Raw genomic sequence first — 15182 nt, forward strand, 5'->3', positions numbered from 1 at the left:
GCCCAGCTTACCCAGCCCGCGCGCGGCTATCGCTACGGGTGGGCGATATGGAAGAAGTCCAGCACCGTATCGGTGGTCCACTCCGCTTTCACCAAACCGGAATGGTCCGTGGCCCCGCCATTCCACGTGTGCGTGCCGCCGTGGATGGTGTACTGCTCGGTGCGCGCATCACATACCCGCCAGGTAAAGTGCTCCACTGCTTCTTCCCGACGCCGCTTTGGAAACGGATTGCAGCCATTCTCCCTGGCAATCCCGCGCAGCGATTGCTTCACCGAGCGGTAGTGCGCGCCGTGCTGGTGCCCGCCATCGTAATTCATGAGCACATCCTCGGTGCCGTGAATATCCAGGTAATCGGTGGGTTCGCTGGCGCAGTCTTTTTCCACGCGGTCATACTTGGCCGCGGAGACCGTCGCCACCGCATTAAACAGTCCCGGCCGCTTGCAGGTCACCGCGCGGACGAATCCGCCACCATTGGAAAAGCCCACGCCATAGGTGGTATCAGAGGCGGGATAGTGACGGCGGACGAAATCAATCGTGTCATCCACGTACTTGAGGTCATCGTCCAAGCTGGTTACCGCATACGGTGCCGGCGCCCACGCCTTGCCCGCGCCTTGGACGAACACCGTGATGGCATCGCCCTGGGAGAGATCGGTGCCTTTGAACATATTGCCAGCGTCCATCTCATAGCCGTGCATCGCCACGACCACGGGCAGGCGGTGGTGCTTATCCGCATTAAACGGCACGTGCACCACAAAACTGCGATGATTTTGCAGGTTAATGATCTGGTACTGACCATTGGCCGTTGTGCCTTGGTCCGGCAGCGTGGTGATATAGCCATCGGCCGCGCCTTGCGATTCATTCGGCACGCTGCCCGGCCGCGGCGGTTCTTCCCCGCACCCTGCCATGAGCCCAGCCGCCGCGCATAACCCAGCGCATAGGGCCAGTGCTTTCTTGCCTACCTTAATCACGGGCGCGCAGCTTCACCGCCGTGCCGGTGGCCGTGACCATCAACATGTCATTCGAGGAGCCCATGGGCGAATAATCAAAGGCGATGCCCACCACGCCATCGGCCCCGAGTTCCTGCCCGCGGCGCCACAGCTCATCGAGTGCCGCCTCGCGCGCCTTGATGGCCTCGCTCTCATACCCGGCGGAGCGCCCACCGGTAATATTGCGGAGGGATGCCCCGAAATCCTTCAGCATATTAATACCGATGACGGTTTCCCCGGCGATGATGCGGATATAGTCCGTGATCTCGTAGCCATCAACGGTATTAGTAGTGGTAAAAATCATGGCCCCAGATTACATGGCTATAAGCCCACGCATTCCTTCAAATAGGATGACCACGCCCAGCAGCAAGAAGACCACGCCGCTGACAATATCCACCCAAGCGGAATTCTTAGCCATCCACTTCGAGACCGCGCGAGTGCTCAAGGCCACGCCCACGAAGAGCACGAGGCTTTCCAGGATCAGGACGGCGCCCACCAGCAGGTTGGCGACGATTCCCATGCCGGGGTCGATGAAATTGGCAAAGATAGCGCCGAAGAAGATGACCACCTTGGGGTTCGAGAGATCGCAGATGAACCCCATGCGATAAGCGGTGCCGGCCTTGATGATGCCGTCCGGTGTAAAGCCGCGCGGCTGCGGGGCGCGGGTTTCGGTGCCCACTACGGTTGCGGGCGCACGGCGCTCCTTGATGCCACCGGTAATGGCGGTATAGGCCATCCACAATAGGTAACAGCCGCCAAGGACTTGCAGCGCCACAAGGATCCCAGGATGCGCGGAAATCAATGCGGAAAGCCCCGCCAAGGAAGCCACGGTCCAGATGGTAAGGCCGGTAGTGCTACCAAGTGCCGCCCATACCGCCGCGCGCGTGGAGCGCGCGCCCAAGCGAATAATCTGCACCACGTCTGGGCCCGGCGAGGCCATCGCCGCGAACCACACACCCATTAAGGTCACCAGGGCGCTAATAGCCACCTAACACCTCCATACTCGCATGCGATTAGATTAACGCATGCCACTATAAGAAGTCTCTCACCTGCAGCGAAACAGGTAAGTCCTGTGATTTAGGTAGCTCCTATATCAACTCTTTTATAGAAATCCGCCACCTGCACTAACCGAAGAGCTCGATAGCGCCCTCCACGGCCATAACCAGTCCCAGTACCGCAAAGATAAGACCCGAAACGATATCGATGGCCGCGGAATGATGCGCAATCCAGCACGATGCCGCGCGCACAATGAGAGCAAAGGTGGAAAACCACGTCACCGACATCGTCACAAGGATGACCGCCACCGCAACGGTCCAAGTCGGCGACATATCGGGACGAATAAACTGCGCGAAAATCGCGGTGAAGAATCTGCATCTAGTCGGTTACGACAACTGGAACGGCGAGAGCTCGGCAACGCTGATGAGGGTGGGGTCCTTTGTCAAACACACTGCCCAGGTAGTCGCGGGCTGTGTCGATGAGACTCGGCAGCACTCCGAATGGATGTCCGCGGTATCAAGGCCGCTGAACTATTCAAGTTGCGGGACAAAAAGAGTCTCGCAGTGACGCTTGGTCCCTGAGCAAGTTCGATCCTTCCACGATCTGCGCTGGAGACGCCGAGCGCTCGGGGGCCCTTGACCGGCTGGGGCACGTGCCGGGTGGTGGCTCGCCCACAGCCCCCATGCCCACACGCACCGAGAAGGGACAGGTCACCGAGTACGGTCCCGATTCCACGGAGACGGACCGTGAACTCGAATGACGTGCCTGGCCCAAGGTGTGTCCGCTCGGCGTGTGGTTTAACCCTTATGAGACTTGCCGGTCGCAGCCTCAGCGCTTCGCTTGCGCAGCCCGCAGGCCGTTCAAGATCACGATCACTTCGGCGACCTCGTGAACCAACACGACGGCAGCCAGGCCCAGCACGCCGCTGATCGCCAGTGGCATCAACACGATGATGATGGCCAGAGACAGCACGATGTTCTGGTTGATGATCCTGCTTCCTCGGCGGGCGTGCTGCAGCGCCTTCGGGATTAGCCGGAGGTCGTGGCCGGTGAAGGCGACGTCAGCGGACTCGATCGCGGCGTCAGAGCCGGTCGCTCCCATCGCTATGCCCACCGTCGCACCCGCCAGTGCCGGCGCGTCGTTGATGCCGTCGCCGATCATCGCCGTCGGCGTCTTGGAGGAGAATTCGGCGACGATGCTTGCCTTGTCCTCAGGGCGCAGCTCGGCGCGCACGTCGTCGATTCCGGCGATTCCAGCCAGCGCCCGGGCGGTGCGAGAGTTGTCGCCGGTGAGCATGCTTACTTCCACGTCGTTGGCGTGCAGGGCCTGCACGGCTTCGGGCACCTCGGGCCGCAACTCGTCACGGACCCCGATCGCCCCGGCGAGAGCGTCATCGACGGTGACCAGGACGCAGGTCTGGCCCTCGGACTCCATGCGCTCAACGTCTGCTTTCAGTGGCCCGGCGTCGATCCATCGGGGGCTGCCCACCAGCACCCGTCGGCCTTCGACGGTGCCGCCGATGCCATGCCCAGCTTCCTCGCTGATGTCCGAGGCGGTGGGCGCTTCGGGCCCCGCTGCCGCGATCGCCGCAGCGAGGGGGTGTGTCGATTGCTGCTCAACTGCTGCCGCGAAGGAAAGCACCTGCGGCCGATCGAATCCGTCTGCCGGGACCACTCCGGTAACCTCAGGCTGATTGCGGGTAAGGGTTCCGGTTTTGTCCACTGCCAGGTGACGGATGCCGCCGAGTCGCTCGAACGCCGCGCCGGACTTGATAACCACTCCGAACTGGCTGGCCGCGCCGATCGCGGCCACGACCGTCAGCGGCACGGAGATTGCCAGCGCGCACGGCGACGCTGCGACCAGGACTACCAGCGCACGGGTGATCCACGTCTCAGGGTCGCCCAGCAGCGAGCCGATAACGCCGACCAGCACCGCCAGGATCATCACCCCGGGCACTAGGGGTTGGGCAATCCGGTCGGCGATCCGGGCGCGGTCGCCCTTTTCCGCCTGCGCTTGCTCGACTAGGTCCACGAGTGTGGTCAGCGAGTTGTCCGTTCCAGCTGCGGTCGTCTCGACCTCCAGCACCCCGGCGGAGTTGATCGCTCCCGCAGGCACTTCGTCGCCGGGCGCAACCTCCTCCGGAATGGATTCTCCGGTGATCGCTGAGGTGTCAAGGCTGGAGCGCCCGGATCGAATGATGCCGTCCGTGGCGATCCGCTCCCCGGGGCGCACGAGCATTAGCTCGCCAACCTCGAGGTCCTTCGCTTCGACCTCGGCCGCTGTGCCGTCGCGCAGCACCGTCGCGGTCTGCGGTACCAGCTTCAACAGCGCCCGCAGTCCGCCTTGGGCCCGGTCCATCGCCTTGTCTTCCAGTGCCTCGGCGATCGAGTACAGGAACGCTAGCGCCGCGGCCTCTCCGACGAATCCGAGGATCACCGCACCGACCGCGCTGATCGTCATTAGCAAGCCAATGCCGAGCTTGCGCTTCGTGACAAGGTTCCGGATCGCTCCAGGCGCGAACGTGTAAGCGCCCAACAGCAGCCCAACCCAATACAGTACCGTCGCGGGCGTCTCCAAGTCGGACCAGTCCAGCGCCAGTCCTGTTATGAGGGCTACGCCGGAGAAGATCGGCAGCAGTAGCTCAGGGTCCTTCCACCATGGCCGATCGAGCTCGTCGATCTCCGTGGCGGGTTCGTGTTCGCATCCACATGCTGAACTCATACGTCCGCTCCTTTCTCGCCGCAGCCGGGCACCGAGCACTCAGTGTCGATGCAGGGGGCATTCTCGTCGACGGCCAGTGTCGCGTTGACTAGCGCTTCGAGCGCTGCCGCGAGGTGCGGATCGGCGATTTCGTAGCGGGTCTTACGGCCCTCCGGCTCAGCGACGACAATGCCACAATCGCGCAGGCAAGACAGGTGGTTCGAAACGTTCGAGCGGGTCAGATCCAAGCTTTGCGAGAGCACAGCCGGGTAGCTCGGACCGTCTAGTAGGGTTATCAGGATTCGGGAGCGCGTCGGATCAGCCATGGCCCGGCCGAGCCGGTTCATGACGTCGAGGCGCGAAGCAATAGTCAGCATGTGCTGAACTATACAGTGTGCGATGAACTATTTAAAATGGGCTGAACTAACAGTCACGCGAAAGTCCTGCGACCTGCAAGAATTAGTCGATGGGATAGCCGATGACTAGTCCTTCACGGTTCGCCTGCCAACCCAACGAGGGGCGACGTGGGCGGCGAAATTCTCCAGAATCTTCACGTGGATGTCCACACCCACCCCTGTGGGGATGGTGATGAACAGGGTGTCGGCGGACATGACGGCGGCGTAGGTGCGGCCAGCGACACTGACACCAGGTTCTCCATCAAGAGCTAGACACTCACGGACATTGCGTACGGGTCAAACCACACGTAGCGAAGCTTTCTAATAGCCAAATGACTATCTCTTTTCGCTGGTATCCGGGAATGATACTTCCTTAAAGTCGGCGGTGTTGGCTACCCCGCGTACGAAGTACTGGAACTACTGCTTGGAAACCACTTGGTCTACGAAGCCATAGCCCTTCAAGCTACATCGCAGGAAAATTCCATTTCACGGTCGGTATGGGCCTTTTGCAGTTGGTTAATTCGAAATTTGTTCACCGTCTCCTTAGCCACCCGCACGATTAACGCGCTGTTTCGCCATCTTCGCGCGAGGCGAGCAGCTCCTTCAGGTGCGTATCGATGTCATCGAGCTTTTTAATGACGGTAACGGCGAAAACGATACTAATGACTACAGCGATAATGGTGAGCATCACTGTCCTCCTTTACTCTGGTGCTTCATTCCAGCTTCATTCCATTGGGGTTGATTCCTTGCCAGGCGATTTAACCATGGTTCTGGCCGGGCGGAGGGGTGCGCGGTGGGGAAAGGGGAAGTCGGCAAGCAAAAGCGCCGCGCCCCCAGGAAAAGGGAACGCGGCGCTACAGCCATCCAGCGGGAGGCTGCTTAGTGGTCAGCGCCCTGGATGGAGTGCTTGTGATCGCGGACTGCTTCGCCCTCAGCGTAGAGCGGCATATCCTGCTTAGCCTTGTACCACTCGGCGTGGTTTGGCTCGAGCGGGGTGCGGCCGGCGATGAGGTCGGCAGCCTTCTCGCCCACCATCATGGTTGGGGAGTAGATATTGCCGTTGGTCACGGACGGGAAGACGGAGGCATCCGCAATGTAGAGGCCTTCCACGCCCCACACGCCCATGGTGTCCGGGTTAACCACGGCCATAGGATCGGACTCCGCGCCCATCTTGGCGGTGCAGGATGGGTGCAGCGCGGTCTCGCCATCGTTGCGGACCCACTCCAGGATCTCTTCATCGGTCTGGACATCCGGGCCCGGGCTGAACTCGCGGGCGCCGACCTCTTCCATGGCCTTGGTATCCAGCAGGGAGCGGGCAACGCGTACGGCCTCTACCCACTCGCGGCGGTCCTGGTCGGTCTTCAGGTAGTTGAAGAGGATGGACGGCTTGTCGTGGATATCGGCGCTCTTGATGTGAACGTGGCCCTTAGTATCGGAGAACATCGGGCCCACGTGCCACTGGAAGCCGTGCTTGACGTCCGCCTTCTGGCCGTCGTAACGCACGGCCATCGGCAGGAAGTGGAACATGAGGTTCGGGTAATCCTCGTTCTCATTGGAGCGCACGAAGCCGCCGCCCTCGAAGTGGGAGGTAGCAACCGGGCCCTTGTGGGTCAGCAGCCACTGCAGACCCATGAACGGCCAGCGCCACTTATCCAGGTAAGGCTGGGAGGAAGCGGTGGACTTGGTGGTCTCATACTGGATGTAGACCTCGAGGTGGTCCTGCAGGTTCTCGCCCACACCAGGCAGGTGCTTGACGACGTCAATTCCGTGCTTCTCCAGAATCTCACGGTCACCGATGCCGGAGATCTCCAGCAGCTGCGGGGTATTGATGGCGCCGGCGGACAGGACGATCTTCTCGGCGTACACGCGGTGGACGCCACCCTGCCACTCATACTCAACGCCGACGGCCTTCTGGCCTTCGAAGAGGATCTTGGTGGTGAACGCGCGGGTACGGATCTCGAGGTTCTCGCGATCCATGTTGGGGTACAGGTATGCGCGGGCAGCGGACCAACGCTTGCCGTTCTTAATATTGCGGTCGAACGGAGCGAAGCCCTCCTGGCGGTAACCATTGACGTCATTAGTCAGGTTGTAGCCAGCTTCCTGCACGGACTTAAACAGGGCTTGGAAGAGCTCGGAGGTAGCCGGACCGCGGGAGAGGTACAGCGGGCCATCGTGGCCACGGCGCGGATCGTTCGGCTCGGCCGCAGCAGCGGTTTCCATGCGGTTGAAGTACGGCAGGCAGTGGGCGAAGTCCCAGTTCTCCATGCCCGGGTTCTGGCCCCACTTCTCATAGTCCATCGGGTTACCGCGCTGGTAGATCATGCCGTTGATGGAAGAAGATCCGCCGAGAACCTTGCCGCGGGCATGGTAGACGCGGCGGCCGTTCATCTCCGGCTCCGGATCGGACTCGTACATCCAGTCATAGTTCTTTGCACCGATTGGGAAAGAGAAACCGGACGGCATGTGGATGAACAGATCCCACAGGGAGTCTGGGCGGCCGGCCTCGAGGACCAACACGCGGGTGTTCTTGTCTTCGGTCAGGCGTGCGGCGATGACGGAGCCTGCGGAGCCACCGCCAACGACGACTACGTCGCTTACTTCATCGGTGACCTTTTTAGCGGAGCGCTTCTTGGTCAGCTTGTCCATAAAACCCATAAATCCCCTTCTTTCTGTGAAATATTTCACACGTCAAGATTGCCCGACTGGAAGTGAAAATATTGTAATTTATACAAAAGTCTGTATTTATTCACATCGCCTTATGTGCGGGCACTGTCTCCAAGAGTACACACCCCTCTAGAAGTTTGCCCATCTTAATGTATATTTACCTTGTCCGGATGGATGCCTCTGGAGATGAAATCCGAAGTCTTTGCGCATAGTTCGCCCTAATATGATTCATTTCACTCACCTATCTCTCCCTGCGATCTTGTGAGACTTTTGGGGCACTCGTACGAAAGATTCGGCCAAACCAACCAACATTAGGAGAAGTAGATGGCAAACTTCGATCCTCACGACCCTGAGGAGTCCCACACTTCACGTAAAGTCCCCCAAGAAGGGGGTAAAGACACCTCTCTCGCAACCCCGTCCGAGGAGACCAAAAAGCGCAGCCCGCGCTACCAGGTCCGCGCCCTCGTCGGCAGCTATAAGGCCGAAACCGGCGATGATGTAGGCGCGGGCGAGGTCCCCGCTCCCAAGACAAACTGGCCGGTATTTATCATCTCCGGGGTCCTCATTATTGCCATGGCGCTCTATGCCGGGCTCGGCCGTGATTCCGCGGCGGAAACCCTGGCTAGCGTCACCGGCTGGATCGGCCACAACCTCGGCTGGTTCTATGTCCTTACCGCCACCATCGCCGTGGTCTTCGTGCTCTATATTGCCTTTTCCAATGCCGGCAATATCCGCTTAGGCCCAGACCACTCACGGCCGAAATTCAATACCTTCTCTTGGGCGTCCATGCTCTTTGCCGCCGGCATCGGCGTGGACCTCATGTTCTTCGCCGTGGCCGAGCCGGTCACCATGTATATGCAGCCACCGGTGGGTGACGGCGAGACCATGGAAGCCGCCAAGGAAGCCGTAGTCTACGCGATGTTCCACTATGGCCTGACCGGCTGGGCGCTCTATGCCCTCATGGGCATGGCCTTCGGTTACTTTGCCTACCGCCTCAATATGCCGCTGGCTATTCGCTCCGCGCTCTACCCGCTCATTGGCAAGCGCGTGCACGGCCCTATCGGCTCGGCGGTAGACATCGCCGCCATGCTGGGCACCGTCTTCGGCGTGACCGCCTCCCTGGGCATCGGCGTGGTGCAGCTGTCCTATGGCTTCCACCTCATCTTCGGCATCGAGCAGGGCCTTGGCCTGCAGTCCGCCCTCATCATCATTGCGGTGGCCATTGCCACGCTATCGGCCGTATCTGGCGTCGATAAGGGCATTCGCTTCCTCTCCGAGCTCAACGTCTACCTGGCCATCGCGCTGATGGTCTACGTCGTGGTCTTTGGCAAGACCGCCTACCTCTTCGATGCCATCGTGACCAATATCGGTGACTACGTCTCGAAGTTCCCGTCTTGGACCATGGAAACCTTCGCCTTTGCCGAAGACCAGGCCACCGTGGATACCTGGATGCAGTCCTGGACCCTCTTCTTCTGGGCATGGTGGATTGCCTGGGCAACCTTCGTCGGCCTCTTCCTGGCCCGTATCTCCCGCGGCCGCACCCTGCGCCAGTTCATCTTCGGCACCCTGACCTTCCCGTTCCTGTTCATCCTGATGTGGATGTCCTTCTTCGGTAACACGGCCTTGGACATGGTCCGCTCCGGTGACTACCCCGAGTTCGCCGAAAACGCGATCAACGTGCCGGAACAGGGCTTCTACGACATGCTGCACGAGTTCCCAGGCTCCGGCATCGTCATCTTTTTGACCACCTTCATCGGCCTGCTGCTCTACATCACCTCGGCCGACTCCGGCGCGCTGGTGATGTCCAACTTCACCTCCCGCATTACCGATAACCGCCAGGATGGCGCGCGCTGGCTGCGCATCTTCTGGTCCGTCACCGTGGGCGCGCTGACCCTGGCGCTGCTGCAGATCGACGGCATCGCCACCGTGCAGTCCGCGACCGTCGTGATGGGCCTGCCCTTCGCGTTCGTGGTCTACCTCATCATGTTCTCCCTGTGGAAGTCCCTGCGCCTGGAAAACGTCCAGCGCGAGGCCCGCACCACCGCTATGCACGGCGTGATTTCCTCCCGCACCGAGCGCGAGCCTTCGGATTCCAACCTGTGGAAGAACCGCCTCGACCGCGCCAATACCTTCCCTTCCAAGCAGGAGATGGATACCTACCTGCGCGAAACCGCTACCTACGCCCTCGAGCAGGTGGCAACGCACATGCGCACTCGCGGCTACGATGCCCTCTTGCTCACCAGCGAGCTTCCCGACGTCGAACTTCCCCAGCTCGACCTCGAAGTTAAGCTGCACAATGAGCGCATGTTCCGCTACCAGCTCTTCCCAGTCGCGGCCGAGCGCCCCGACTTCAGCACAGGCGAGGGCGATGAGTACTACCGCCTCGAGGTCTACGATATGACCGGTTCGCTGGGCTATGACGTCTACGGCTATTCCGAGAACCAGATCATCAATAACGTGCTGGACCTTTACGAGCGTCACCTGGCCTTCCTCTACATGCAGCAGACCCAGCCGGGCGACTCCGATGTCTCCGATGGCGCCGAGCCCGAGCGCACTTGGCGCGAAGATAGCTAAGCTGGCCAGTACAACTACCTCTATGAGAGAAAGGTTGCTTTTCACTTGAGCACCCAGAACACTTTGTTCGACCCCACCCAGACCGAGCTGCTGAAGGGCGTGCATGCCGACGGCGCCCCGAAGTCCCTGTTCATCAACGGTAAGTGGGAAGCCGCCCAGAGCGGCGAAACCCGTACCATCATCTGCCCGGCCGATGGCTCCACCGTCGGCCTCGTTTCCGAGGCCTCCGACGAGGACACCGAGCGCGCCATCAAGGTTGCCCGTGAAACCTTTGACAACGGCGAGTGGGCCAATACCCCAGCCGCCGAGCGCGGCAAGCTGGTCATCCGCGTGGCCGATTTCATCCGCGAGCACAAGGAGCTTTTCGCTCAGGCCGAGTCCGCCGATACCGGCAAGCGCTACGAGGAATCCCTGGGCGATATGGATGACATCGCCAACGCCTTCGAGTTCTTCGGCACCCTGGCCCAGCACCAGGCCGGCCGCGTAGTCGACCCGCAGGATCCCAACCTGCGCTCGCGCATCGACGCCGAGCCCGTTGGCGTCTGCGGCCTGATTACCCCGTGGAACTACCCGCTGCTGCAGGTCTCCTGGAAGGTCGGCCCGGCCCTGGCCGCCGGCAATACCTTCGTCCTCAAGCAGGCGGAGCTCACCCCGCACACCGCCATGCTGCTCATGGCCGCCCTTAAGGAATGCGGTCTGCCGGACGGCGTGGGCAACCTCATCACCGGCGCTGGTGCTAACTGCGGCAACCCGCTGTCCCAGCACCCGGACGTGGACATGGTCTCCTTTACCGGCGGCCTGGTTACCGGCAAGATCATCGCCAAGAATGCAGCCGAGACCGTCAAGCGCACCGCGCTCGAGCTCGGTGGCAAGAACCCGAACGTCATCTTCGCCGATGCCGACTTCGACGTCGCCGTGGACAACGCCCTCAATGGCGCCTTCTTCCACTCCGGCCAGGTCTGCTCCGCAGGCTCCCGCATCGTCGTGGAAGAGTCCCTGCACGATAAGTTCGTCGACGCCTTGGTAGAGCGCGCCAATAAGATCAAGATCGGCGGCCCGACCGACGAGAAGGCCGAGACCGGCCCGCTCATCTCCGCCGAGCACCGCGAGAAGGTCGCCGCTTACGTAGACAAGGCACGCGAGCAAGGCGCCAAGATCCTTACCGGCGGTCGCGCTGCCACCAGCGAGGACACCAACGGCCAGCACGGCACCGGCACCACCGACCTGGGCGCCGGCGTCTACTACCTGCCGACCATCATTGATGGCGCTACCCGCGAGATGGATTGCGTGCACGACGAGGCCTTCGGCCCGACCGTGACCATCGAGACCTTCACCACCGAGGAGGAGGCCATCGCCATCGCCAACGACACCGAGTACGGCCTGGCTGGCGCCGTCTACACTTCCGACGCCGGCCGCGCCGAGCGCGTTGCCCGCGCCCTGCGCCACGGCACCATCTGGATCAACGACTTCCACCCGTACCTGCCGCAAGCAGAGTGGGGCGGCTACAAGCAGTCCGGCAACGGCCGCGAGCTTGGCCCCACCGGCTTGGCCGAGTACCAGGAGCACAAGCACGTGTACCAGAACCTCTCCCCTGCCGCTTGGGATCAGTTCGGCCTGCAGTAACTAAACCGGCCACCTAGCATTCAGCCCCCGCGCTCATCATGAGCAGCGGGGGCTGATTTTTCTGTATGAGGCCAACGTGCGGCCACGTTATCGGCGTCGTTCACCTACCAAGCGGGCCACAACTTGGCCGCTGTGTAGTTCCCAGATGCACAACAGGCACATAGCGGCGATTCCGCGGCAGGAAATCTACGAAACGTGCTTGTTTCGCACGCAGCGCCACACCCTAGGGGCCGACGCGGACTGACTACGCGGAAAGGGCGTCTTCCAGCTCAGCCAGCAAAGAGTTGGTGCGCTCCACCTTGGCATCTGCGGGACGGAACTCGCCATCGGCCCAGTCGGTGAAGAAACCAAAATCCAGCTGATTGCGCAGCTGCGGCATGGAGAAGTTCACCACGATGGAGCGCCATGCTTCCACGCCGCGGATGGCGCCGGCTGGGCCGTAGCCTGCAAACGCCACCGGCTTGCCGGCCCACTCCGCGGCCAAGCAATCGAAGGCATTCTTGAACGGGCCCGGCACCGAGTGGTTGTACTCCGGAGTAACAAAGACGAAGCCGTCGCAGGCATCAACCGCATCAGACCAAGCCTGCACCTTTTTATCCGCATACTGCTTATTGGCGGTGGCAGGAATTACTTCAGTGGTCAGCAGTGGAACATCAAACTCCTTGAGATCCAGCAGGGTGTACTCCACACCGTCCTTGCGGCCCTGAGCTAGGTCATAGAGCCACTCGCCTACTTCCTTGCCGGCGGACTTATCGCGGGTGCTGCCGATGATGATGCCAATGCGAGACATGAGAAAACCTTCTTTCCTTCAAGCTTTATGTAACGCCTCTAGCCTACCGCCCGCTCCGAAACTTGTCTGATAGTGATGTTGATACGTCCCTCCGTCAGCCCGCACCCCTGCGGCAGCGTGTCATCGTTGACGCGCACCACCCCGTGGTAAGCAAAGCGCTTTGGCCCACCAAAGACCACCAAATCACCACTACATAGCGTGATATCGTCCCACGGCTGCGTGCGCGCCTCGGTGTGCCCCATACGGAAGAGGGCCTCATCCCCAATGGACAGTGAAATCACCGGGGCGGGCGATTCCTCAGAATCATCCACGTGCATGCCCATGGCCGATCCCGGCGGGTAGTAATTCACGAGTGCCATCTCCGGCACAAAAGTCTCCACCCAGGGCTCAAGCTCGGGCGCTACCTCGGCCGCGGCACGCAGTGCCCCCGGCGCAATCTGCCGCAGACTCTCCGGCACCGGCGGAACCCGCGTGCCGTCCATATTGTCCACATACCGATAGCTGGGATAATGCCAATACCTGCCCAAATGCAGTTGAAATACGCTCATCTGCCCGCCCGATTTCAGCCGCGGGCGCACCATTGCCATCGGCGTCGCCGCATACTCGCGCGCGATGCCGCGCATCTCTTCTACCAAGGCCCTTTGCTTATCGACGCCCACCCATCCCGGCACATGCCCCACCCCCGGAGCTACACGCACGCTCGGCCGCGGCAGCGAATCAAAAAGCATGACCTCACCCTAATCCCCGCACCCCGATAAAGCGATAAGAACTTTCCTTCGACAAGGCCCAGAATGCGACGCCTGACTCCTTCGCCACCACGAACGACCAACCACATTCGCCTTTTGAATAACCCACATGCTGCTGGTGCGGTTATCCTCAGAAACCCACCCTGGCCGTAATGTCCAATAGCGAACAGGCCGGCATATTGGTATGGCTCCGACCTAAGGACCATAGGCTCTAGCAAACACTACGACGCATCATTGAACTCGCTGCGGTCTGTGTCTACGTATACTTCAACCCCAACAACTTCCGACACACGCTGCTTAACTCTGACGGAAAGGCCATTAAGAGCTCCTACATTCACGGCATTACAAACGACATGGTGGCTACTGCCCCAAGGTTTAGCAACGTGTACGGGAGTTTAGGACCTGTCCCTGTTAGGTCTTGTAAAGGCGAGAATACTAAACCACCTGTGGCAGGCAGAGTACCGATCTCTAACTAAGACGGTTGGCGACATTTATAGGACTAGCAAAGAATTGAGAATGCTACTATCGCAATCATCCTCAGATGATGTCATTGCACACCTCGGCTGCTTTAGCGTCGTTCGGTGTAGGGCTAGGCAGTTTTGTTGTCAACTAAAGGGCGTTGGGTCAGGGCCTGACCCCCGGAAAGTGGACACGTCGGGGGTTATCTATGCTGCTTGGGTCAGTGTAGCTGATGTGAGTGCTTCGAAGTCATCGGGGGCTAGAAGGTTGCACCAGGAGTGTCGTCTGCGCGTGTTGTAGCGCATGCTCATAGGCATCGATGATGGCCGCATCGGTGAGGCGTTGTCCAGCAGCACGGAGCCGGTGTCCGGTCTTTAAAGCATGGCGGAACGCCGTTTCATCACGGGCCGCGCACCCTTGACTAATCCAAAGGACACGGACGCCGTCGATCAGTTCTGGGTCATATTGATCAAGTCCTGCGCCTATTTCGTTTTCAACATCTTCTGCAAGAGCTTTGAAGGCTTGGGCTTCTTCTCGACGAGCCTTCACTGCATTGATGAGTTCACGACCAGAGCTAAATTGCTGACGCATGTTTTTACCGTACTGAGGGTGTCCAGCCATCTCACGCACCTGCCTTAGAAAGTCCTGGAGGCGAATGACGCGATCGTGTTGGTGATACCAGCGATATGCCTCTACTGACTTACCAGTATAAAAAGGACTACGACTAAAACGGTGCGCAAAGTGCGGGTCATGTGCGAGAAGAGCGCCTAACTCCTGGCTCGTAGCTTTTAGCAGCTCCATATTGCTGGAATGCTTATTTTTGCCGGTATACACCGGGTCAATCAGCCAAATAAACTGAGCTTTACCACTTAGCGGATTAATCCCGGCCCATGCTGGCCCAATGCCTCGCTGGACAAGGGCGAAGATAACGCTTTTAACATAAGCATTGAGATGAACTGGATGGCCTCCAGATTCTCCGGGCTGGTCAACATCAATAACCATAACCGCAGAATATTGCTTATTCGTCAGCATGACGTATTCACATCGACCGAGTTTCTCCGAATCAGTGCGATAAAGTCTCGGAACGCTGCGCTTCTTACCGGTTTCTTCATCTACCACGACACGGTAAGCACTTTGAAAGTCACGGCTGATAGAACCGTGTAGCGCATCACTGAGGTTACCCTCGTTTAGTGGACACCCTATTTGTACGGATCTTGTGTCCGTAGGAGAGGATGTTCATTGTGAGTCA

Annotated in this window: 13 protein-coding genes and 1 pseudogene; 2 read left to right on the forward strand and 12 right to left on the reverse strand. The window is 60.1% G+C overall.

Annotation, left to right across the window (positions count from 1 at the left end; all coding sequences use genetic code 11):
* Positions 1 to 32 precede the first annotated feature (32 nt).
* From QP965_RS08325 to betA, 9 genes are all read right to left on the reverse strand, one after another.
* Complete coding sequence (locus QP965_RS08325; RefSeq protein ID WP_284844604.1) at positions 33 to 968, reverse strand: CE1 family esterase; 936 nt, start codon at positions 966 to 968, stop codon at positions 33 to 35.
* The gene (locus tag QP965_RS08330; RefSeq protein ID WP_284844603.1) at positions 961 to 1290 is read right to left on the reverse strand and encodes a YbjQ family protein; all 330 of its coding nucleotides are present in this window, start codon (positions 1288 to 1290) and stop codon (positions 961 to 963) included. Before QP965_RS08330 ends, QP965_RS08325 begins: the two co-directional genes overlap by 8 nt.
* A gap of 9 nt (positions 1291 to 1299) precedes the next feature.
* On the reverse strand, positions 1300 to 1974 hold the full coding sequence (locus QP965_RS08335; RefSeq protein ID WP_284839415.1) for a LysE family translocator: 675 nt from the start codon (positions 1972 to 1974) through the stop codon (positions 1300 to 1302).
* A gap of 136 nt (positions 1975 to 2110) precedes the next feature.
* Complete coding sequence (locus QP965_RS08340; RefSeq protein ID WP_250411534.1) at positions 2111 to 2314, reverse strand: hypothetical protein; 204 nt, start codon at positions 2312 to 2314, stop codon at positions 2111 to 2113.
* A 496-nt stretch (positions 2315 to 2810) separates the two neighbouring features.
* Entirely contained in the window at positions 2811 to 4703 is a 1893-nt protein-coding gene (locus QP965_RS08345; protein ID WP_284844602.1) for a heavy metal translocating P-type ATPase, read from the reverse strand.
* Positions 4700 to 5059 carry a Cd(II)/Pb(II)-sensing metalloregulatory transcriptional regulator CmtR gene (cmtR, locus tag QP965_RS08350; RefSeq protein ID WP_023016478.1) on the reverse strand — a complete coding sequence of 120 codons (360 nt, stop codon included), beginning with the start codon at positions 5057 to 5059 and terminating at the stop codon, positions 4700 to 4702. The genes QP965_RS08345 and cmtR overlap by 4 nt, the downstream gene beginning before the upstream one ends.
* 105 nt (positions 5060 to 5164) lie before the next feature.
* Positions 5165 to 5293 (reverse strand): hypothetical protein, encoded by a 129-nt coding sequence (locus tag QP965_RS08355; protein WP_282439181.1) that lies wholly within the window; start codon positions 5291 to 5293, stop codon positions 5165 to 5167.
* A gap of 343 nt (positions 5294 to 5636) precedes the next feature.
* Positions 5637 to 5765, reverse strand: a complete 129-nt coding sequence (locus QP965_RS08360) for a chemotaxis protein (protein WP_284844601.1) — start codon at positions 5763 to 5765, stop codon at positions 5637 to 5639.
* Positions 5766 to 5956: 191 nt separating this feature from the next.
* Positions 5957 to 7732, reverse strand: coding sequence for a choline dehydrogenase (gene betA, locus QP965_RS08365; RefSeq protein ID WP_225746137.1), 1776 nt, complete (start codon positions 7730 to 7732; stop codon positions 5957 to 5959).
* 333 nt (positions 7733 to 8065) lie between these two features.
* On the opposite strand from betA, the gene betT reads away from it, so the two are divergent.
* Together betT and QP965_RS08375 are read left to right on the forward strand one after the other, a co-directional pair.
* Positions 8066 to 10315 carry a choline BCCT transporter BetT gene (gene betT, locus QP965_RS08370; RefSeq protein WP_284844600.1) on the forward strand — a complete coding sequence of 750 codons (2250 nt, stop codon included), beginning with the start codon at positions 8066 to 8068 and terminating at the stop codon, positions 10313 to 10315.
* 45 nt (positions 10316 to 10360) lie between these two features.
* Positions 10361 to 11938, forward strand: a complete 1578-nt coding sequence (locus QP965_RS08375) for an aldehyde dehydrogenase family protein (RefSeq protein WP_284839405.1) — start codon at positions 10361 to 10363, stop codon at positions 11936 to 11938.
* A 244-nt stretch (positions 11939 to 12182) separates the two neighbouring features.
* Here QP965_RS08375 and QP965_RS08380 read toward each other — a convergent pair whose 3' ends face one another.
* The 3 genes and pseudogenes from QP965_RS08380 to QP965_RS08390 all read right to left on the reverse strand — a co-directional run.
* A complete protein-coding gene (locus tag QP965_RS08380; RefSeq protein WP_284844599.1) occupies positions 12183 to 12728 on the reverse strand; it encodes an NADPH-dependent FMN reductase in 546 nt (181 codons plus the stop codon).
* Positions 12729 to 12766: 38 nt separating this feature from the next.
* Positions 12767 to 13456: an alpha-ketoglutarate-dependent dioxygenase AlkB gene (locus tag QP965_RS08385; protein ID WP_284844598.1), complete on the reverse strand. Its 690-nt coding sequence runs from the start codon at positions 13454 to 13456 to the stop codon at positions 12767 to 12769.
* Between the two features lie 1119 nt (positions 13457 to 14575).
* A pseudogene (locus QP965_RS08390) lies at positions 14576 to 15052 on the reverse strand (replication initiation protein); the annotation flags it as partial.
* Positions 15053 to 15182 lie beyond the last annotated feature (130 nt).

This window comes from Corynebacterium sp. MSK074 (genome assembly GCF_030229735.1).
Classification (GTDB): Bacteria; Actinomycetota; Actinomycetes; order Mycobacteriales; family Mycobacteriaceae; genus Corynebacterium.

Coding starts and splice junctions, on each gene's coding strand:
- QP965_RS08330 (WP_284844603.1), bottom strand. CDS start 1,290: ATGATTTTTACCACTACTAATACCGTTGATGGCTACGAGATCACGGAC.
- QP965_RS08340 (WP_250411534.1), bottom strand. CDS start 2,314: ATGTCGCCGACTTGGACCGTTGCGGTGGCGGTCATCCTTGTGACGATG.
- QP965_RS08345 (WP_284844602.1), bottom strand. CDS start 4,703: ATGAGTTCAGCATGTGGATGCGAACACGAACCCGCCACGGAGATCGAC.
- cmtR (WP_023016478.1), bottom strand. CDS start 5,059: ATGCTGACTATTGCTTCGCGCCTCGACGTCATGAACCGGCTCGGCCGG.
- QP965_RS08355 (WP_282439181.1), bottom strand. CDS start 5,293: ATGTCCGCCGACACCCTGTTCATCACCATCCCCACAGGGGTGGGTGTG.
- QP965_RS08360 (WP_284844601.1), bottom strand. CDS start 5,765: ATGCTCACCATTATCGCTGTAGTCATTAGTATCGTTTTCGCCGTTACC.
- betA (WP_225746137.1), bottom strand. CDS start 7,732: ATGGGTTTTATGGACAAGCTGACCAAGAAGCGCTCCGCTAAAAAGGTC.
- betT (WP_284844600.1), top strand. CDS start 8,066: ATGGCAAACTTCGATCCTCACGACCCTGAGGAGTCCCACACTTCACGT.
- QP965_RS08380 (WP_284844599.1), bottom strand. CDS start 12,728: ATGTCTCGCATTGGCATCATCATCGGCAGCACCCGCGATAAGTCCGCC.
- QP965_RS08385 (WP_284844598.1), bottom strand. CDS start 13,456: ATGCTTTTTGATTCGCTGCCGCGGCCGAGCGTGCGTGTAGCTCCGGGG.